At 35.6% G+C, this 18,223-nt stretch carries 20 protein-coding genes and 1 riboswitch; of the genes, 16 read left to right on the top strand and 4 right to left on the bottom strand.

The window, feature by feature from the left end:
* Positions 1-194: 194 nt before the first annotated feature.
* The 3 genes from BKM63_RS19470 to BKM63_RS19460 all read left to right on the top strand — a co-directional run bounded on the left by BKM63_RS19470 (position 195) and on the right by BKM63_RS19460 (position 2,944).
* Positions 195-935 carry a DUF1223 domain-containing protein gene (locus BKM63_RS19470; protein ID WP_071638247.1) on the top strand — a complete coding sequence of 247 codons (741 nt, stop codon included), beginning with the start codon at positions 195-197 and terminating at the stop codon, positions 933-935.
* A 244-nt stretch (positions 936-1,179) separates the two neighbouring features.
* Positions 1,180-2,196: a sensor histidine kinase gene (locus tag BKM63_RS19465; protein ID WP_071638246.1), complete on the top strand. Its 1,017-nt coding sequence runs from the start codon at positions 1,180-1,182 to the stop codon at positions 2,194-2,196.
* Positions 2,177-2,944, top strand: a complete 768-nt coding sequence (locus BKM63_RS19460; protein ID WP_071638245.1) for a LytR/AlgR family response regulator transcription factor — start codon at positions 2,177-2,179, stop codon at positions 2,942-2,944. The genes BKM63_RS19465 and BKM63_RS19460 overlap by 20 nt, the downstream gene beginning before the upstream one ends.
* 171 nt (positions 2,945-3,115) lie before the next feature.
* Here BKM63_RS19460 and BKM63_RS19455 read toward each other — a convergent pair whose 3' ends face one another.
* The 3 genes from BKM63_RS19455 to BKM63_RS19445 form a co-directional block, all read right to left on the bottom strand.
* Positions 3,116-3,928, bottom strand: a complete 813-nt coding sequence (locus BKM63_RS19455) for a helix-turn-helix domain-containing protein (RefSeq protein ID WP_071638244.1) — start codon at positions 3,926-3,928, stop codon at positions 3,116-3,118.
* 247 nt (positions 3,929-4,175) lie between these two features.
* The gene (locus BKM63_RS19450) at positions 4,176-5,054 is read right to left on the bottom strand and encodes an oxidoreductase (RefSeq protein WP_071638243.1); all 879 of its coding nucleotides are present in this window, start codon (positions 5,052-5,054) and stop codon (positions 4,176-4,178) included.
* Between the two features lie 315 nt (positions 5,055-5,369).
* Complete coding sequence (locus BKM63_RS19445) at positions 5,370-5,756, bottom strand: DoxX family protein (RefSeq protein WP_071638242.1); 387 nt, start codon at positions 5,754-5,756, stop codon at positions 5,370-5,372.
* A 170-nt stretch (positions 5,757-5,926) separates the two neighbouring features.
* Here BKM63_RS19445 and BKM63_RS19440 point away from each other — a divergent pair, with 170 nt between their 5' ends.
* The 8 genes from BKM63_RS19440 to BKM63_RS19405 all read left to right on the top strand — a co-directional run bounded on the left by BKM63_RS19440 (position 5,927) and on the right by BKM63_RS19405 (position 13,287).
* Positions 5,927-6,499, top strand: a complete 573-nt coding sequence (locus tag BKM63_RS19440) for a Crp/Fnr family transcriptional regulator (RefSeq protein ID WP_071638241.1) — start codon at positions 5,927-5,929, stop codon at positions 6,497-6,499.
* 235 nt (positions 6,500-6,734) lie between these two features.
* On the top strand, positions 6,735-7,289 hold the full coding sequence (locus tag BKM63_RS19435; protein WP_071638240.1) for a YceI family protein: 555 nt from the start codon (positions 6,735-6,737) through the stop codon (positions 7,287-7,289).
* 4 nt (positions 7,290-7,293) lie between these two features.
* Positions 7,294-7,512 carry a tautomerase family protein gene (locus tag BKM63_RS19430; RefSeq protein ID WP_071638239.1) on the top strand — a complete coding sequence of 73 codons (219 nt, stop codon included), beginning with the start codon at positions 7,294-7,296 and terminating at the stop codon, positions 7,510-7,512.
* A gap of 5 nt (positions 7,513-7,517) precedes the next feature.
* On the top strand, positions 7,518-8,252 hold the full coding sequence (locus BKM63_RS19425) for an SDR family NAD(P)-dependent oxidoreductase (protein ID WP_071638238.1): 735 nt from the start codon (positions 7,518-7,520) through the stop codon (positions 8,250-8,252).
* Positions 8,253-8,325: 73 nt separating this feature from the next.
* Positions 8,326-8,703, top strand: coding sequence for a nuclear transport factor 2 family protein (locus BKM63_RS19420; RefSeq protein WP_242661191.1), 378 nt, complete (start codon positions 8,326-8,328; stop codon positions 8,701-8,703).
* 16 nt (positions 8,704-8,719) lie between these two features.
* Entirely contained in the window at positions 8,720-9,805 is a 1,086-nt protein-coding gene (locus BKM63_RS19415; RefSeq protein ID WP_071638236.1) for an NAD(P)H-dependent flavin oxidoreductase, read from the top strand.
* 322 nt (positions 9,806-10,127) lie between these two features.
* A riboswitch (SAM riboswitch) is annotated at positions 10,128-10,228 on the top strand.
* A gap of 252 nt (positions 10,229-10,480) precedes the next feature.
* On the top strand, positions 10,481-11,527 hold the full coding sequence (locus tag BKM63_RS19410; RefSeq protein WP_242661190.1) for a TlpA disulfide reductase family protein: 1,047 nt from the start codon (positions 10,481-10,483) through the stop codon (positions 11,525-11,527).
* Positions 11,528-11,814: 287 nt separating this feature from the next.
* The gene (locus BKM63_RS19405) at positions 11,815-13,287 is read left to right on the top strand and encodes an aminotransferase class V-fold PLP-dependent enzyme (protein WP_071638235.1); all 1,473 of its coding nucleotides are present in this window, start codon (positions 11,815-11,817) and stop codon (positions 13,285-13,287) included.
* Between the two features lie 81 nt (positions 13,288-13,368).
* Here BKM63_RS19405 and BKM63_RS19400 read toward each other — a convergent pair whose 3' ends face one another.
* A complete protein-coding gene (locus tag BKM63_RS19400) occupies positions 13,369-13,746 on the bottom strand; it encodes a winged helix-turn-helix transcriptional regulator (protein WP_071638234.1) in 378 nt (125 codons plus the stop codon).
* Positions 13,747-13,838: 92 nt separating this feature from the next.
* On the opposite strand from BKM63_RS19400, the gene BKM63_RS19395 reads away from it, so the two are divergent.
* The 5 genes from BKM63_RS19395 to metQ all read left to right on the top strand — a co-directional run bounded on the left by BKM63_RS19395 (position 13,839) and on the right by metQ (position 18,139).
* Entirely contained in the window at positions 13,839-14,828 is a 990-nt protein-coding gene (locus BKM63_RS19395) for an NADP-dependent oxidoreductase (RefSeq protein WP_071638233.1), read from the top strand.
* A gap of 18 nt (positions 14,829-14,846) precedes the next feature.
* Positions 14,847-15,314, top strand: coding sequence for a cupin domain-containing protein (locus BKM63_RS19390; protein ID WP_071638232.1), 468 nt, complete (start codon positions 14,847-14,849; stop codon positions 15,312-15,314).
* A gap of 293 nt (positions 15,315-15,607) precedes the next feature.
* Positions 15,608-16,639 (top strand): methionine ABC transporter ATP-binding protein MetN, encoded by a 1,032-nt coding sequence (gene metN, locus BKM63_RS19385; RefSeq protein ID WP_071638487.1) that lies wholly within the window; start codon positions 15,608-15,610, stop codon positions 16,637-16,639.
* Entirely contained in the window at positions 16,632-17,285 is a 654-nt protein-coding gene (locus BKM63_RS19380) for a methionine ABC transporter permease MetI (RefSeq protein WP_071638231.1), read from the top strand. Before metN ends, BKM63_RS19380 begins: the two co-directional genes overlap by 8 nt.
* A 41-nt stretch (positions 17,286-17,326) precedes the next feature.
* On the top strand, positions 17,327-18,139 hold the full coding sequence (gene metQ, locus BKM63_RS19375; RefSeq protein ID WP_083572303.1) for a methionine ABC transporter substrate-binding lipoprotein MetQ: 813 nt from the start codon (positions 17,327-17,329) through the stop codon (positions 18,137-18,139).
* Positions 18,140-18,223 lie beyond the last annotated feature (84 nt).

The following is an 18,223-nucleotide window of genomic DNA, read 5'->3' as shown; positions in this document are numbered from 1 at the left end:
GATGTAAAAAGTAAAGTGAAATGATATATTGTTGCATTTCACATCTAATATCTCACATCTCACATTCAGCATCTCACATCTAACATTTTCACATTTCACATTTTCACATTTTCACATTCAACATTCAACATTCAACATCTCACATCTCACATCTCACATTTCACATTCAACATCTAAAATCCAACACAAAAATTATGAAAAAGATAAAAATAATAAGTGCTTTTGCAATGCTGTTTTTCTTAACCGGAAACACCATTTTCAGCCAAAGTAATCCAGATAAAAAAGGTTTTGCCCTTTTAGAATTATATACTTCCGAGGGTTGTTCGAGTTGTCCGCCGGCTGATGAATTACTTGGGAAAATTCAAAATGAATTAAGAGATAAAAATGTTTATGTGCTTTCTTATCACGTTGATTATTGGGACAAGCAAGGCTGGAAAGATATTTTCAGCAATGCAGATTATACCAAAAGGCAATACGATTATGCCAGATACATGGGCAAAGATCCAATCTATACACCGCAGGTAATCATTAACGGAAAAATTGATTATATAGGTTCTCAGGAAACAAGTCTGAGAAACGGAATCAAATCGGCACTTTCTAAAACAGCTTCGACGAATTTAAGTTTAGAAACCAGTCAGGATGCCAATTCTTTTTCGGTAAATTATAATGTAGAAGGCACTTCAAAAAACAGCCGTTTATTAATTGCGGTAGTTCAAAAAGAAGCCAAAAGCAATGTAAAAAGAGGTGAGAATGCAAATAGGGTTTTATCACATTATCAAATCGTGCGTCAGCTTCAAAGTGTAGATTTAAATAAAGCCAAAAAAGGAACAGCTTCGGTTCATCTTCCTAAAAATTTCAATACAAAAGATTTCGAAATCATCGGCTTTGTACAGGACATGAATTCAGGAGCAATTTTAGAAGTAAAACGAGCCTAATTTTTTTTAATATAGATTTTACGCAATTTTTGTCATCCTGAGGAACGAAGGATGACAAAAATGAGAATGAAAATTAGCTGGTCGAAAAGAAAAATCTGCTAAATCTGCGAGAGAAAATTAACAATCTATCCGTGTTTAAATGAGTGAAGCGCCTTTATCCGCAAAGAAAAACTATGTCTCTATGTGTTTTAAAAAATCAAAATAAACCTATCTTTGAACAACAGGATAAAAAACTGATACAACTATGGAAAAAGTAAAACGTTTTCAGGTTTCGCTTAAAGTAATTTGGGGAAGTTCGATTGCGCTGGCAATTCTGGCTTCGATTCCCAAATTATTTGATGCCGATTCGACGCCTGGAGATATCATCATCAATTCTTCAATTACCCTTATGTTTTCCATTTTTATATGGTATTATAACATTTACAGCCTGCCAAAATTTTCATCCCAGCGCACCAATAAAAGTCTGTTTAACTGGAAACTTTTGCTGAGTGTGGTTATGGGGATTTTGCTGATGGTGATTCTTGTAATCGCACATCAGGAGCTTTTTCAGGTTTCTAAAATGGATGCACCAATTATGTTTGAACTTCGTGGTATTTTGATCAATTTGATTGTATATATGTTTCTGCATTTACTTTTTCAAAATTATCAAACCCAGCAGATGGGAGTGGAGTTGGAGCGCACGAAAGCTGTACATTTAGGAGCACAATATGAACTTTTGAAACAACAGGTAAATCCGCATTTTTTGTTTAATAGTTTGAATACTCTAAAATCGATGGTGGATATGCACGATCCTCAGAGTTCTGACTTTATTTTGAAATTGTCTGATTTTTACAGATTTACATTAGAAAGCAGAAAAATGGATTTGATTCCGCTGCGAGAAGAACTTCAGATTTTAGACTCTTATGTATACCTGCTGAAAGCCCGTTTTGAAGACGGATTTGAAGTAGTAAAAGAAATCGACGAAAATCAATACGATTGTGCAATTCCGCCGTTTTCATTGCAATTGCTTATTGAAAACTGTATTAAACACAACGTAGTTTCTCTCGATAAACCTTTGGTAATTAAACTATATACCGAAAATGATTTTCTGGTAATCGAAAACCCAGTGCAGCTTAAAAGGGGAACTTTATCAACCGGAGTTGGATTAGATAATATCAATCAGCGATTTATGCACTTGGTTAAGAAAGAAATTATAATTGATAAAACCGAAACTATTTTTAAAGTAAAAATTCCATTGATTTATGAATATCGTAATAATTGAAGATGAGGTAAAAACGGCCAAAGCACTTGGTCAGCTTATTTTGAGTATCAGACCCGATGCTCAGATTTTGTCATATATTCAAAGTATAGACGGAGCCGTAAGTTATCTTTTAGAAAACGATCAGCCCGATTTGATTTTTATGGATATTCAGCTTGCAGATGGTTTATGTTTCGAAATTTTCAAAAATGTTGAGGTTTTGTCGCCTGTAATTTTTTGTACTGCTTTTGATGATTATGCGATCGAAGCCTTCAAATCAAACGGAATCGATTATGTACTAAAACCTTTTTCAAGAGAAAGTATTTCGCAGGCGATTAAAAAAGCGGGCGAACTGAAAAACTTCTTCCAAAGAAATAAAAAAATGATGCCTGATTTCGACTATCTTTTAACGAGAACAGGCGAAAATAAAGGAAAAAGCAGTTTTTTGGTTTTTAAAAACAATAAATACCAAACTATTCAAACAGAGAATATTGCCTTTTTTTACATTAAAAACGAAACCCCAACCATCGTCACTTTTGACAAAGCCGAATATCAAATCACACAATCTCTTGATGAGGTACACAAGCTTTTATCGCCAATTCAGTTTTTTAGAATCAACAGGCAGTATTTGGTCAATTTTTCAGCTATAAGAGAAGCAGAACATTATTTCTCAAGAAAACTAATTCTCAAATTGACTATTCCAACAGAAGAAAAACTATTGGTTGGGAAAGAGAAAGCTACGGCATTTTTGAGCTGGCTTGAGAATAGGTAGGTTTTAGTATTCAGTCTCAGTATTCAGTCTCAGTATTCAAAGATTGGACTCTCGTTTCGGAGTTACTAACGAAGATTTACTTCGTTCGCTATCGCTCGCGTCTCGTTCTTCAAAATGATCAACTGTATTACTCTGCAAACTGCGGCTGCAAACTGCGACTGAATACTAAAACTAAACTTTAGAAGGCGGTAACCCAAATTGTTTTTTAAATGCAAACGAAAAATGGGATAAATCCTCAAAACCCACTTCTAGATAAACTTCTGAAGGTGTTTTTCCTTTTTCTTTAATTTGATAATACGCTTCCTGTAATCTTTTCTGAATGAGCCATCGGCTTGGAGAAATATCAAAAATACGCTGGAAATCCCTTTTAAAAGTAGCCAGACTTCTTCCCGTTAAATAAGCAAAGCGGTCTAGTTGTACGTTAAAATGAAAGTTCTTTTTCATAAACGCCTCAAGATCAATTTTTCCGGGTTCATTAAAATCGAAAAGAATATCTTTTAATTCGGGATGGCATTGCAGTAAAATGGTAATGGCTTCATTTACTTTTAAAGTCTGAAGTTCTTCATTTATCAACTGATCTTCATTGATATACGGAATCAGCGAATTCATATAACTCGTCAACAACGGAACTTGTTTTAAAGGAAAAACCGTTTCTGTTTCCGGGTTTTTAATCAAACTTATTTTCTGATTGTATTTTATGGAGAAATTCCGTAATACTTCCTGATTTAAGTAAATAGAAATGGATTGGAAAGCGGTACTCGGGTCGGGCTGTTTAACGAACTTAATAAGTTGATTTCTTCTGATAAACTTAAAATCTCCTGGATTAAAAACGTACTCTGTATTTCCATTATTTAAAGTAAGTATTCCAGAAATCTGAAAACTCAAAACATGTTCTGCAGCAAATTGCTCGCCTTCCCGATTTTGTGCGTAATAGCACGAATAGGCAATTGGAGAAGTCTTTTGATTTATTTTTGAATTGTTCATATCACAAATTTATAAAAATTAAAGTTGGAGATTATTTTAAACACATAGAAACATATTTCACGCAGGTTTTAATGATTGAAGCAGATAAGGGCAGATTGTAAAGATTTAATCTGCTCAAATCTGTCCAATCTGCCTGAAAAAAAGTATCAAGCTATGTTTGTTTAAACAAGTGAAACGCCTTTACCAAAAAAGAAAAACTATTGTCACGAAGCCTCGGGATGTGTTTAAAAACATTTCAAAACAATTATTATTTCTTACCAAGAAGTAATTTTCCTTGTTCTGTATCTAAAAAACTAACAGCATCCTTATGATCTGTAGACAAACTAACGTTCAGCCATTTTTCCATTTCTTCGGTTCTGGTTTGATCCGCATTTTGTAAAATCCCAATTGCTTCACTGCCTAAAATAAGATGTACAGGCGGATTTGGATGCGAAGCCAGATCAACCATCACTTTCGCTGCTTTTTCAGGATCACCAACCGGAACAAAATTTCCTGCTTTAATGAAATCTGTGCGTTGTTTCACCATTTCGTAACCTTCAATATCTTCTGCATAGGTCATTGATGCTCCGGCCCAATCCGTACGGAAACCGCCCGGTTCTACGCTCGTTACTAAAATTCCAAGTGGAGCAACTTCTTTAGCCAAAGCCTCAGTAAAGCCTCCTAAGCCAAATTTAGCGGCCTGATACATCGTTAAACCTGCATTTCCAACTCGTCCGCCCACAGAGCTAATCTGTAAAATTCGGCCGGAGCGCTGCTTGCGCATAAAAGGTAAGACGGCACGCGTAATTTCGATTGGTGCATACAAATTGGTTTCTAACTGACTGCGAACCTGTTCATTTGTATAAGCTTCAGCAGCACCAATGATTCCGAATCCGGCATTGTTAACCAATACATCTATTCTGCCAAAGTGCTCAACAGCTTTGTTTACTGCCTGATGCACTTCATCATAATTGGTAACATCAAGTTTCAAAGGCAGAATCTGATCTTGAAATTTTTCTTTTAAATCCTTTAACTGATTAATGTCTCGTGCAGTAGCTGCTACTTTGTCACCGCTTTCTAAAACTGCTTCGGTAAGATTACGACCTAATCCTCGAGAGCTCCCTGTGATAAACCATATTTTGTTCATTGTAATTGTGTTTTAAATTCATTACAAATTTACGTCGAGACAGAAGGTTGTTGCTTTGTTGAAAAGCTCAATTTTATTTGTTTTGAAGCTCAGGTTATTTTAAGGTACAAAGAGGCAGAGGTTCGTAGGGGCAGAGGTTTTTTGCTGCTCCCGATATTTATCGGGATTGCAAGAATTTAAAAGAATTTTTGTTTCACGCAGATTAAAAAAAATTAAGCAGATGTGCGCAGATATTTTTAATAATCTGCCCAATCTGCTTAATCTGCGTGAAATAAAACTTGTGTCTTTGTAAACCGCTTTTGTGGTGAAAAAATATTAGCTTGCAATATAACTTACACTATATAATCTTCTAAACATTATATAAGTAACACTTACCATTACAAAGGCAATGATTGCATCAATAGTGGCCGGAAAACCCAATACAACCAGTTTTGAAAAGAAGGCGAAAATAATATCAAAAAATACCCCCGCAAATACCCATTCTTTTAATCGTAATAACTTATTCGGAATTAATAGGGTAATGACTCCTGAGATTTTCATTACACCCAGAATGTAAATAAAATGAGCAGGATAACCCAATTGTTGTGTAATTTCCCAAACCAGTTTGTTGGTTGTAAGTTCAAAAAAACCGCTGGCACCAAACCATAAAGAAGTTAAAATAATTCCTGTCCAATAAATAATTTTTGTTGTTTTTGCATTCATGATTTTAAATTTTAAGTTGTTAAACAGGACAAAATTGCGTCAACGCCGTATGATTTCATATTTGTATTTTGGTGAAACGGACAAAATCAAATCCCAAATAGACAATCGATAAGTTCATTTGATTTTATAACTTTACAAAGACTTCAAAACCGGATATTCAAATTTTTAAAATGGAAGCCAAAGCACTTTTACAAGAACATATCGCCAAAACAGCTTCGCTGACCGAAGAACAATTCGAATATTTCTTCTCCCATTTCAAAATGCTCTCTTTTCAAAAAGGACAGACTATTATAAGTGCAGGAGATAAAGTAGATTGTGAATATTTTGTCATTTCGGGTTGTCTGAAAGCTTTTTACATCAATGATGAAATCAAAATGTACATACTGCAGTTTGCTATGCCAACCTGGTGGACATCTGATTATAATGCGCTTTACAATCAAATTCCGGCTGCGATAAATGTAGATTGTATTACTGATGCTGTCGTACTTTGTCTTTCTAACAATGACCGTGAGAAACTCTGTGCCGAATTCCATCAGGTAGAACATTTCTTTCGCTGGAGAACCAATAAAGGCTATATCGCTTCTCAAAAAAGACTTTTATCGTTTATGAATAACAATGTAAAAACGCGCTACGAAGAACTTTTGGCCTTGTATCCGCAATTGTATAATTTAGTTCCGAAGCATTTGATTGCGGCTTATTTAGGTGTTTCCAGAGAGACTCTCAGCCGACTTTATAATTCTTGATTTTTTTAGCCCACGGATTTCAAGGGTTATTTTTGTTTCACGCAGATTTGCTTCGCCTTTTCGCTATCGCCCGGGTTGCGGATAAGCAGATTATTTTATTTTAAATTCTATACAAAAACTTAGCCCCTTAGAAACTTAGCCCCTTAGCCCCTAAAAAAAAAGAATGTGATCTACATCACGTAACCAATTTTCATAACCGTCGTTCCTTTGTATTGTACTTTTAAATACAATAAAAATGGAAACAATAAATTTTGAAATCGTAAGCTCAAATAGCAGCGTAGAATGGACTGGTAGAAAAGTTACCGGTGCACATAATGGTACAATTGGTATCAAAAATGGTAATTTCATCTTTAATGATGGAAAAATAAACGGAGGAAATATTGTCATCGATACAACCTCAATTAAAATTCTGGACGTTACAGATCCTGCAACAAATACTCAATTCGCAGGACATTTAGCTTCTGATGATTTTTTCTCTATTGAAAAATTCCCAACTGCAGTATTTGATATTTTAAGTGTAAAAGAAATATCAAGTTCTACTTATTATCTTGAAGGAAATCTGACTATCAAAGACATTACACATTCAGCTGGGTTTGAAGCAGAAGTAAAAAACGACAGCAATAGTATTTCTTTTGCAGGCAAATTAATTATTGATCGTACCAAATATGACATCAAATTCCGCTCAGGAAATTTCTTCAAAGATTTGGGAGATACTTTAATCTACAACGACTTTGAACTTGATTTTAATATCACTGCCGAAGCCGCTTTCTCAGGACAATCTAGAAACTAACATCATGCCTTACGTAAAAATCGAATTGACCCGAGAAGGAGTAACCCGAGGGCAAAAACAAAAACTAATCAGCGGTATTACCAACCTGATTACAGAGGTATTAAATAAAGATCCGCATTTAACTCACGTTGTGATTCAGGAAATCGAATTAGACGATTGGGGCTATGCCGGAGAACAAGTTTCAGTATTAAGAGAAAAAGGCATTACGGCCGATAAAAAATAAGAATCATGAAAAAACAAACTATAATCGTTACCGGAGCAGCATCTGGTATTGGAAAAGGAATCGCTAAATATTTTTTAGACAGAGGAGATAATGTAGTCATCAATTCGTTGACAGAAACAGCATTAGAAAAAACGTTCAATGAATTTGGAGCGGGAGATAATCTGGCAAAATTTGCAGGTGATGTAAGTGATAAAAAAACGGGAGAAGAACTGGTTAAAATTGCACTTCAAAAATTTGGTTCAGTTGATGTATTAATTAATAATGCCGGAATATTCGACAGCAAGCCATTTTTAGAAGTAGATGAAGCCTATTTAGATAAATTTCTAAAAACAAACCTGAAAGGAACTTATTTTACAACACAATCTGTGATACCGCAAATGCTGCAGCAAAAAGACGGTGTCGTTATCAATATAGGAACACCTCTTGTAAATCACGGTTTAGGCGGATGGCCGGCTTCGGCTCCTGTATCAAGTAAGGGCGCTATTCATGCGTTGACAATTCAATTAGCAGCTGAATTTGGCAAACAAAATATTCGTATTAATACCGTTGCTCCGGGGGTAATCCGTACGCCTATGCATGGTGAGAATGCAGATCAAAGTGCAGGATTACATTTGGTAAACAGAGTAGGGGAGATTGACGATGTTGCCGAAATGGTTTATACCGTTGCCAAAAGCAATTTCATAACGGGAGCAATCATCAATGTCGATGGCGGAAAAGGTGCCGGACATAATTTAAATTAAGGTGAAAACTATTTTATTAACTGCTTTTGTGCTCTGGACTTTTCAGGGCACAAAAGCTCAAAATACTAACAAAATGGAAAATCAAATAGAAATTCAGGCTATTACCGATGCGATAGAAAACTATTATTTTAAAGGTATTTATGAAGGAGATGCATTATTGCTGGGCAGTATTTTTCAACCCGGAACATTGTTGTTTGGAGATGTAAAAGGACAGCCTTATTTTAAAACTATAGATTTGTATCTGGACGGCGTAAAAAACCGACAAAGCCCAAAGGATTCGGGCAAACCTTTTAAAGGAGAAATTCTGCACATAAGCGTTGTAAATTCTATCGCCGTAGCGGAATTAAATGTTAAAATGTACGACTTTAATTATCGGGATTTTTTATCTTTCCATAAGATTAACGGAACGTGGCTCATTGTCAATAAAATGTTGACTGATACAAGCAAATAATTAAAACTTTCAGGAAATGTGGTACAATACAAAAGCAAAAGAACTATTAGGAATTGATTATCCAATTTTGCAGGGACCTTTTGGCGGAAATTTGTCAACAGTTGAATTAACAGCGGCAGTTTCTAATCTTGGCGGATTAGGCGGTTACGGAGCCTATACTTTAAGTCCACAGGAAATTTACGAAGTCGACAAGCAGATAAAAGCAGCCACAAATAAGCCGTATAATATTAATCTTTGGGTTTCAGATCATGATGTTCCGGATGGTGGTTTAACCGATGAACAATTTGAAAAAACAAAAGCGCTTTTCAAGCCGTATTATGATGAAGCAGGAATTCCGTTACCCGAAAAGCCAGCACCATTTCAATCCAGATTTGAAAACCAGTTAGAAGTGATTTTAGATGTTAAACCAAAGGTCTTCAGTTTTATGTTTGGTGTTCCTTCAGATGATATTTTGGAACAATGCCGAAGATTAGGAATTATTACTGTTGGCGCAGCTACAACTCTTGATGAGGCTGTTTTTCTGGATAGTAAAGGTGTCGATATGATAATCGCTTCGGGGTTTGAAGCAGGAGGACACAGGCCTTCCTTTTTAACCAATGCCGAAGCATCTGTAACCGGAACTTTTGTTTTACTGCAGCTAATGCGAGAAAAAATTAAAACTCCTATTATAGCAGCTGGCGGAATCGCTGATGGTAAAGGAATTGCTGCAGCTTTAACATTAGGCGCAAGCGCAGCTCAAATTGGAACCGCTTTTTTAGCTGTCGATGAGTCAAACGCTTTGCCTGTTCATAGAGAAATGTTATTCTCTGATGCAGCAAAATATACAACGCTTTCCCGTGCTTACACAGGCAGACTCGGGCGTGGTATCACAAGCCGAATTGCAAAAGACCTAATTGGTAAAGAATCAGGCATTCTGCCTTTTCCATTGCAGACTACTTTTATCGCTCCATTACGAAAAGCAGCACTCGATCAGCAAAAGTGGGATATGATCTTATTTTGGGGCGGACAAATTTCACCAATCTTAAAGCATACTAAAGCCAAGGAATTGATGCATTCTTTAATTGAAGATACTACGGCTTATTTTAATAGTTTAAAATTATAATATATTGTTTGTCATCTCGACGAATGACAAACAATACTTTTATATCGATCTGATACAAACTCATTTCAAAAGAAGTGAGTTTTTTTTATGTTTTTTCAGTAGTAAAAAGTCAAATTTGTTGATTTATATTTCTTTAAACGTATGAATTTCCATTGTAAAATACAGAATTAGGAATATTTATAATATTTCATAATAAATTAAAAATCAGTGTTTTGTATTGCCTTTGCAAAGTTTTTTTAAATAAATAGCAAAAAAATGATTTTAAATACTACTAATTCGGTAGAATTAATATATATTTGCATCACAGAAAACTTCTGTATGATACTTATCCAGAAAGACTGAGGGAATAGGCCCTATGACGTCTTAGCAACCTGTTGCCGAATAAGGTGCTAAATCCTTCCGTCACAGGCGGACAGATAAGAAAGATTTCCTCAAAATCTGAATAAGGTCATCATTGTTAAAATTATATCTTTTTAAAAAATGAAAACCGAAATCCATTTTTTATACGCCAGCTATGAATTTTTAAACTCAATTTTCGAAGAAAATAGTCTTGCTGGTTTCCGAATGTGAAAACATTCAATATCCTCTAATATTACTTTTTAAATAACATTTATTATTGGACCTTTTTTGCATGGGTCTGTAGAATTCTTTTGTCTAATCTTAAACTAAACTACAATGAAAAAAATCTTACCGGGCGGCGTTGAGAAAGCGTCACTTAACAATCAAAATAAAATAAAAAACATACTATTAGGCTTTGCTCTGTTTTTTGGAGTTATACAAATTCAGGCGCAGGAAAGCAATCTGCAATTACAAGGAACTGTTGCAGATACGGTTGCTCAATACGTTTATCTGCAGAAGTTTCACAACAAAATGTTTACGACTATAGATTCGGTAAAAGTGAAAGACGGAAATTTTAGTTTTAAAACAAAAGTAAAAATACCGGAATTATACGGTTTAAGTGTCAATACAGAAAGCAGCCCTTTGTATATTTTCCTTGAAAAAGGCCCAATAACGGTAAAATTAAATCCGAAGAAATACTATAGCAGCTCTATAGTAGAAGGCTCTGCTTCTCAAAATTTATTCGATACATATAGAAAAACAAAAGATTTGGAAATCAGTAAATTTATTACAGAAAACCCAAAATCAATTGTTTCGGCTTATGTATTGTACCGAAACTGGTCGTACCGATTATCGCCGGAACAAATCACACAAAACATTGCTTTACTCGATAAAAGTCTGCAAAATACCACTTACGTGAAAGAACTAAAAGAACTGGTTACCGTTTTAAACGGATTGGCGGTTGGAAAAAAAGCCCCTGATTTTACAAGTACTGATCCTGAAGGTAAACCAGTTCGTTTTTATGAGAATTTAAAAGGTTACACTTTAGTCGATTTTTGGGCTTCATGGTGTGGTCCTTGCCGAAAAGAGAATCCAAATATCGTAGCGGCTTACAAGGAATTTCACGATAAAGGTTTCAATATTATTGGAATCTCTTTGGATAAAAAGAAAGAAAACTGGATTAAAGGAATTCAGAATGATAATTTGACTTGGTTACACGTTTCTGATTTGCTTTTCTGGAACAGCGCCATTGCTAAATTATATGGTGTAAGAGCCATTCCGGGGAATTATTTAGTCGATTCAAAAGGAATTATCGTAGCAAAAAACCTGCATGGAGAAGAATTGCAGACTACGCTTAAATCGCTTTTAGGACAAGCAAATTAATTTTTTAAACACACCCCGAGGCTTCGGGACAATAGTTTTTCTTTATCTAGAGAGGCGTTTCACTTGTTTTAACAAACATAGCTTTCTTCAATTTGCCATTTCGATCCCCTAGGCTTCGGGAGAGAAATCACATAAGTAATTCGACAAAGACTGGAGACATTCTGGTTAGAGTTTCTTACGAAGATCCTTCCTTCGTCAGGATGACAAAAATGTGAATATCCTATGTTTATATGTGTTTAGAAAAAATAAATCAATAATAAAATTTAGTTAATTAAAATGATAAGGAAATGAATGCTATTGAGACAGAAACAAAACCAATTGAATCAGAATGTTATTTTTCTAAATTTAGAGAAAATACAGTAGGTGTAGATCATAGTTTTAAATCGGTTTATGGAAAACAAAAACTGCTGTATGCAGATTGGGTTGCCAGCGGAAGATTATACGGCCCGATTGAGGATATTATGCTTAATAAAATTGGTCCAATGATTGCCAATACGCATTCACTTTCAAGTCAGACAGGAAAAACTTCGACTTATGCTTATCAATACGCCAGAGATGTCATAAAAAAGGCGGTTAACGCCAGCGAATCGGATGTTCTGGTTACAACCGGAACTGGAATGACGGCTGCTTTATCAAAACTACAAAGAATAATGGGGCTGAGAACGAATGATGAAAATGACAAGCCTGTTGTTTTTATCACCCACATGGAGCATCATTCTAATCAGGTTTCGTGGTATGAAACCAATGCCGAAGTTGTAATTCTGCCTCCTAATGAAAACAATTTAGTCGATCCTAATGTTCTTTCTCAGGAAATTAAAAAATATGCTCACAGAAGCTTAAAAATAGGCTCGTTTACGGCTTGTTCGAATGTTACGGGAATTATCACGCCTTATCATGAATTAGCCAAAATCATGCATCAAAACGGAGGACTTTGTTTTGTTGATTTTGCTGCTTCGGCGCCTTACGTAAAAATCGATATGCATCCTAAAGATCCGGAACAGCAGTTAGATGCTATTTTCTTTTCGCCTCATAAATTTTTAGGCGGACCCGGAACCTGCGGTGTTTTGGTTTTTAATGAAAAACTATACAAATCTGATTTTCCGGATAATCCGGGCGGCGGTAATGTAAAATGGACCAATCCCTTGGGGAAATATTGTTACAGCGATGTCATAGAAGTTAGAGAAGATGGCGGGACACCAGGCTTTCTACAAGTTATAAGAACGGCTTTGGCTTTGGAATTAAAAGACAAAATGGGAGTTTCAAATATCAAAAACCGAGAAAAAGAACTGCTTGATCTTTGTTTCTCAAGGCTCCAAAAAATAAAAGGTTTGTCTATTTTAGGCGATCTCAATACAGAACGAATTGGCTGCGTGTCTTTTGTGATCGAAGATATTCACTATAATTTAATCGTAAGGCTTTTAAATGACCGTTTCGGAATTCAGGTTCGTGGCGGCTGGTCTTGTGCGAGTACTTACGCGCACTATCTTTTCAACATCAATGAGAAAAAATCAGCAGCAATTACAAACGAACTTCTGCAAAGAAACCAAACCAATAAACCGGGCTGGGTGCGTTTATCTCTGCATCCAATTATGACAAACGATGAACTTTTGTTCATCTGCGATGCCATCGAACAGGTTGCACTTCATTCTAAAAAATGGCAGAAAGATTATCAATATAACTCCGTTACAAATGAATTTGAAAACCCTGAAATTAAAGAAACTATTACTGATGAAGTAAATGAATGGTTTAAGTTAGATTAAAGCATTTAATTTTTTTAGCACATAGAAATAAAGCATTTTATTGACAACGAAAAGCTATATTTCTATGCGTTAGGAAAATGATTATTTTAAAGATTCAATAATTTTCTCTCTGTGTGCAAGTCCCCAGTCTACTAAAGTTTCTGTTACAGGCAGCACCGATTTACCATATTCTGTAATGGCGTAGGCCACTGTAGCGGGTTTGGTATCTTGTTCCGTTCTGGTAATAAGTAAATTGATTTCTAATTCTTTAAGTTCTTTACTTAGCATTTTGGCCGAAATTCCATCTATTTCGCGCTGCATTTTCTTAAAATGAATAACCTGATGCGTTCTATTGGTTAAGAATCGCAGAATCATCAGTTTCCATTTACCGCCTAAAACATCCAGACTATCGCGCATTGCCATAAGTTCTTCAGAACAGTTTGCCTCGCGAATTGTTCCGTTATCATTAATTTTTGCCATACTAGTTTCTATTTGGTAACCGGTTACCTCAGGTTAACCCATAACAAAAATAGAACATAGCGTTCATACTTTTGTATAATAAAACGATAAAAATGAAAGCAGTTGTATTACAGGAAAATCGAGAATTCCGATTAGAAAATATAGAAATTCCACAGCCGGGAGAGCATCAGATTCAAGTAAAAATTAAAGCTTCAGGTTTTAATCCGATTGATTATCAAATGACAGAAGACGGGTCTGAGAGAAAGTTAGTGCATTCTCCGGTTCTCGGGCGTGAATTTTCCGGAATCGTATCGGCAATTGGTAAAAACGTAACCCATTTCAAAATAGGTGATGCTGTTTTCTGCGGATCAGGAAGTATGGGCTCTAACGGAACTTACGCTGAATACATCTGCGTTCCGGAGGCAATTACTATGCTTAAACCTTCAAATGTTTCTTTTGAAGAAGCTGCAGCAATTCCATCAGCAGGTTTAACGGCTTTGCAGTCCTTTAACCGTATGAATGCCAATTTGTATGATTCGATATTCATTACAGGCGCCGCAGGCGGAGTGGGTAATATGCTCGTAAAACTGCTTGTTGCAAACGGATATAAAAATTTTGTAGTTACTGCAGGAAATGATAATAGTATTGCAGTATTACTAGATCTGGGTGTTAAACCCGAGAAAATTATTAATTATAAAAAAGAAGAGATCTATAAATCCGCACTTTCTTTAAACGAAAATAAAAGTTTTGATTTTGTGGTGGATTTGGTAGGAAACAATGTGGCCGAAATTGGTGCCAGGCTTTTAAAAACCAATGGGATTTACATAGATGTAACTAATTTTTCTACCCCATCATCGCGAGGCATTCTTTTTAGTAAAAGTGCAGCCATCTTAAATATCTCCAATTATGCGTATGGACTTGAAAAACGCTACGACTATTACAAAAACGGATTGAACCAGTTAAGGTTATTATTAGAAAATGAAATCATCAAAGCGCCTGCAATTAAAGTGGTAGGAAATTTAGAAGTTTCAACCGTTACGAATGCGCTTGCGATTTTACGTGAAAATAAAACGCAGGGAAGAAAACTAGTAATGCAGGTTTAAAATTAAATCAATATCAATATGAAAACAATTCCAAGACGCATCGTAACCGGTTTACGCAATGGAAAATCAATAATAGAACAAGATAATATCGTTACAAATGTATCTGAACACTTTCCGGGTTTGATTATCTCTGATATCTGGTCAACAGACAGTACACCTGCAAAATTTGAAGAGAAAATAATCGAAAATACGGCTTTTCCCCAGACACCAAAAAACGGAAGTTATTTTCGTTACGTCCAGATTCCGCCCGATAAAGATTTAGGAATAGAAGCCGCACAAGGTCAGCCGCATCCGTTGATGCATCAAACCGATACTTTAGATTATATCGTCATTTTGTCAGGAGAAATTTATTTAATTGTGGATGATGGAGAGACGTTGCTGCAAGCCGGAGATATTGTTGTTCAAAGAGGAACCAATCATGCCTGGAGCAATCGATCTGAATTGCCCTGTATACAACTGGCGATTCTGTTAGACGCTTCAAAATAGATTGAGAAATTAAATTTATTGAAGCAATCGTTGTAGTTAATCTACTATTTTGATAGGTTAATAAAAGTTTTGTGTTTTATGCATAAAAATTAAAAATATCTGTTTAAATTTGCAACCGCAATGAGAAACGAGAACCAGAATTTGAATTATTATTATAGCTGTCGTATGATGTGCTGTACTAATGCTATGGAATTCACTGATCTGGCTTATATATAAAATAATACTATTTATTTCGGAAAGCCTTTCATGAAGATTTGAAAGGCTTTTTTGTTTTAAAATTTGAATTTGAACAAATGATTGAATTAAAAAATGTTACCAAAACTTTTCATCAGAAAGACAGGATTGTTGCGGCTCTATCAGATGTTTCACTTACGGTGCCTCCAGGGAAAATTTTTGGCGTAATTGGAACTTCAGGTGCTGGAAAAAGCACCCTGATTCGCTGCGTTAATCTTTTGGAAAGACCAACTTCTGGTGAAATTATCGTTGATGGAAAAGCGTTGATGCAATTGTCAAACGCTGAACTGGCGATTGAAAGAAGACAAATCGGAATGATTTTTCAGCATTTTAATCTGCTTTCTTCCAGAACTGTTTTTGAAAATGTGGCTTTTCCGCTGGAATTAGCAGGCACTTCAAAAGGCGAAATCAAATCTCGTGTTTTAGAATTATTGCAGTTAGTGGGTTTAGCGGAAAAAGCAAATGATTATCCGGCAAGCCTTTCAGGCGGACAAAAACAAAGAGTTGCCATTGCGAGAACGTTGGCGAATAATCCGAAAGTTCTATTGTGTGATGAAGCAACAAGCGCATTAGACCCGGCCACAACACGTTCTATTTTGAATTTGCTGAAAGATATTAACCGCCGTTTAAACATTACTGTTTTATTGATTACACATCAAATGGAAGTGGTAAAATCAATTTGTGATGAAGTTGCCGTAATCAGCCACGGAAAATTAATCGAGCAGGGAAGTGTAGGCGAAATTTTTGCAGATCCAAAACATGAACTTACAAGAGAATTTATTGCTTCGTCACTGCATTTGGAAATTCCGAGTGTTTACGAGGAAAAATTACAGAGAGAAGATAACGGAACTTTAAATCCGTTATTAAAGCTTGAAATGACCGGAAAATCAGTTAATGAACCTGTTATTTCAGAGGTTTCAAGATTGTTTGATACCAATTTTAAAATTGTAAGTGCACAAATGGATCAGGCCGGAGATGTAAATTTTGGCGTGATGCTGATTGAATTATCAGGAAAACGTGAAAACTACGACGCTGCAATTCAATATTTTATTTCAAAACACATTAAAACAGAAATTATAGGTTATGTCTGATTCTATTATTGACTTATTATTAAAAGGAACCTGGGAAACCATTGTCATGACTTTTGTGTCTGGCTTTTTTGGCTTTCTAATCGGACTTCCGGCAGGAGTTTTGCTTTTTCTTACGCGAAAAAATCAAATACTGGAGCAGCCGGCTTTAAACAGAACTTTGTCGGTTTTGGTAAATGTTTTTCGCTCTATTCCGTTTATTATTTTAATCGTTTGGATGATTCCGTTCACGCGTGCTATTGTTGGAACTTCTATTGGTGTAAGTGCCGCTTTGGTTCCGTTAAGCATCGGTGCAGCTCCATTTATTGCCCGTTTGGTTGAGAACAGTTTGTTAGGTCTTCCGTCAGGATTAATAGAAGCGGCAAGAGCTTTAGGAGCAACACCTTTGCAGATCGTATATAAAGTATTACTTCCAGAAGCGTTGCCTTCTTTAATCAACGCGGCTTCAATTACTCTAATCACGCTGGTAGGCTATTCTGCAATGGGCGGTGCAGTTGGAGCAGGAGGTTTAGGCCAAGTTGGTTATCAGTACGGATATATTGGTTATGATGCCGTAACAATGAATTCAGTGCTTGCTTTGCTTGTTGTTTTAGTATTTCTGATTCAGTTTGCAGGAGACAAATTGTCTAAACATTTTGACCACAGATAATGATCAATTAAAAATTAAGAATTAAAATTAAAAGAATGGTTATGAAAATAAATTTCTTAAAAACAGCGGGAATAATTGCTTTGTCTCTAGTTGTGGCAAATTGCGGTAAAAGTAAAAACAACGATCCGCATTACATAAAGGTTGGAGTAGCAGCAGGACCTGAATTAAAAGTTGCAGAAGCTGCTAAAAAAGTGGCGAAAGAAAAATTCGGATTAGAAGTTGAATTAGTTTCTTTCAACGATTATGTAATTCCAAATGAGGCTTTAAGCCAAGGCGATATCGATGCCAATGCTTTTCAGCATAAACCATACCTGGACGAACAATCTAAACAACGTGGTTATAAACTGGCCATAATTGGTAAAACGTTTGTTTATCCAATTGCGGGTTATTCCAAAAAAATCAAAAGTCTTTCTGAGTTAAAAAATGAAAGCACGATTATTATTCCAAATGACCCAACAAACGGAGGTCGTTCGCTATTGCTTTTGGAGAAAAACGGTTTATTAAAACTAAAAGAAGGTGTTGGTTTATTACCTAAAGTAACAGATATAGTAAGTAATCCTAAGAACTTAAAAATATTAGAGTTAGAAGCACCACAATTACCTCGTGCACTAGATGATGCTAATGTTTCTATTGCGATCATAAACAATACTTTTGCTTCGCAAGCCGGATTGGTTCCTGCACGCGATGCTTTGTTTATTGAAGACAAAGATTCACCATACGTGAATCTTGTGGTAAGTCGTGAAGACAACAAAAACGAAGAAAAAGTAAAACAGTTTTTACAGGCTTTTCAATCTGCAGAAGTAGAGCAGGCCGCAGTTCGCGAATTTAAAGGCGGTGCTGTAAAGGGCTGGTAAAAAGCTTGAAAATATAGTAAACCGAAAGACCTCTATTTGAGGTCTTTTTTTTATGATCAAATGTTTCAATGTCAATTATACGGA

The sequence above is a fragment of the Flavobacterium johnsoniae genome, from assembly GCF_001879205.1.
Lineage (GTDB): Bacteria > Bacteroidota > Bacteroidia > Flavobacteriales > Flavobacteriaceae > Flavobacterium > Flavobacterium johnsoniae_A.
This window is presented reverse-complemented; position numbering and strand designations above follow the sequence as displayed.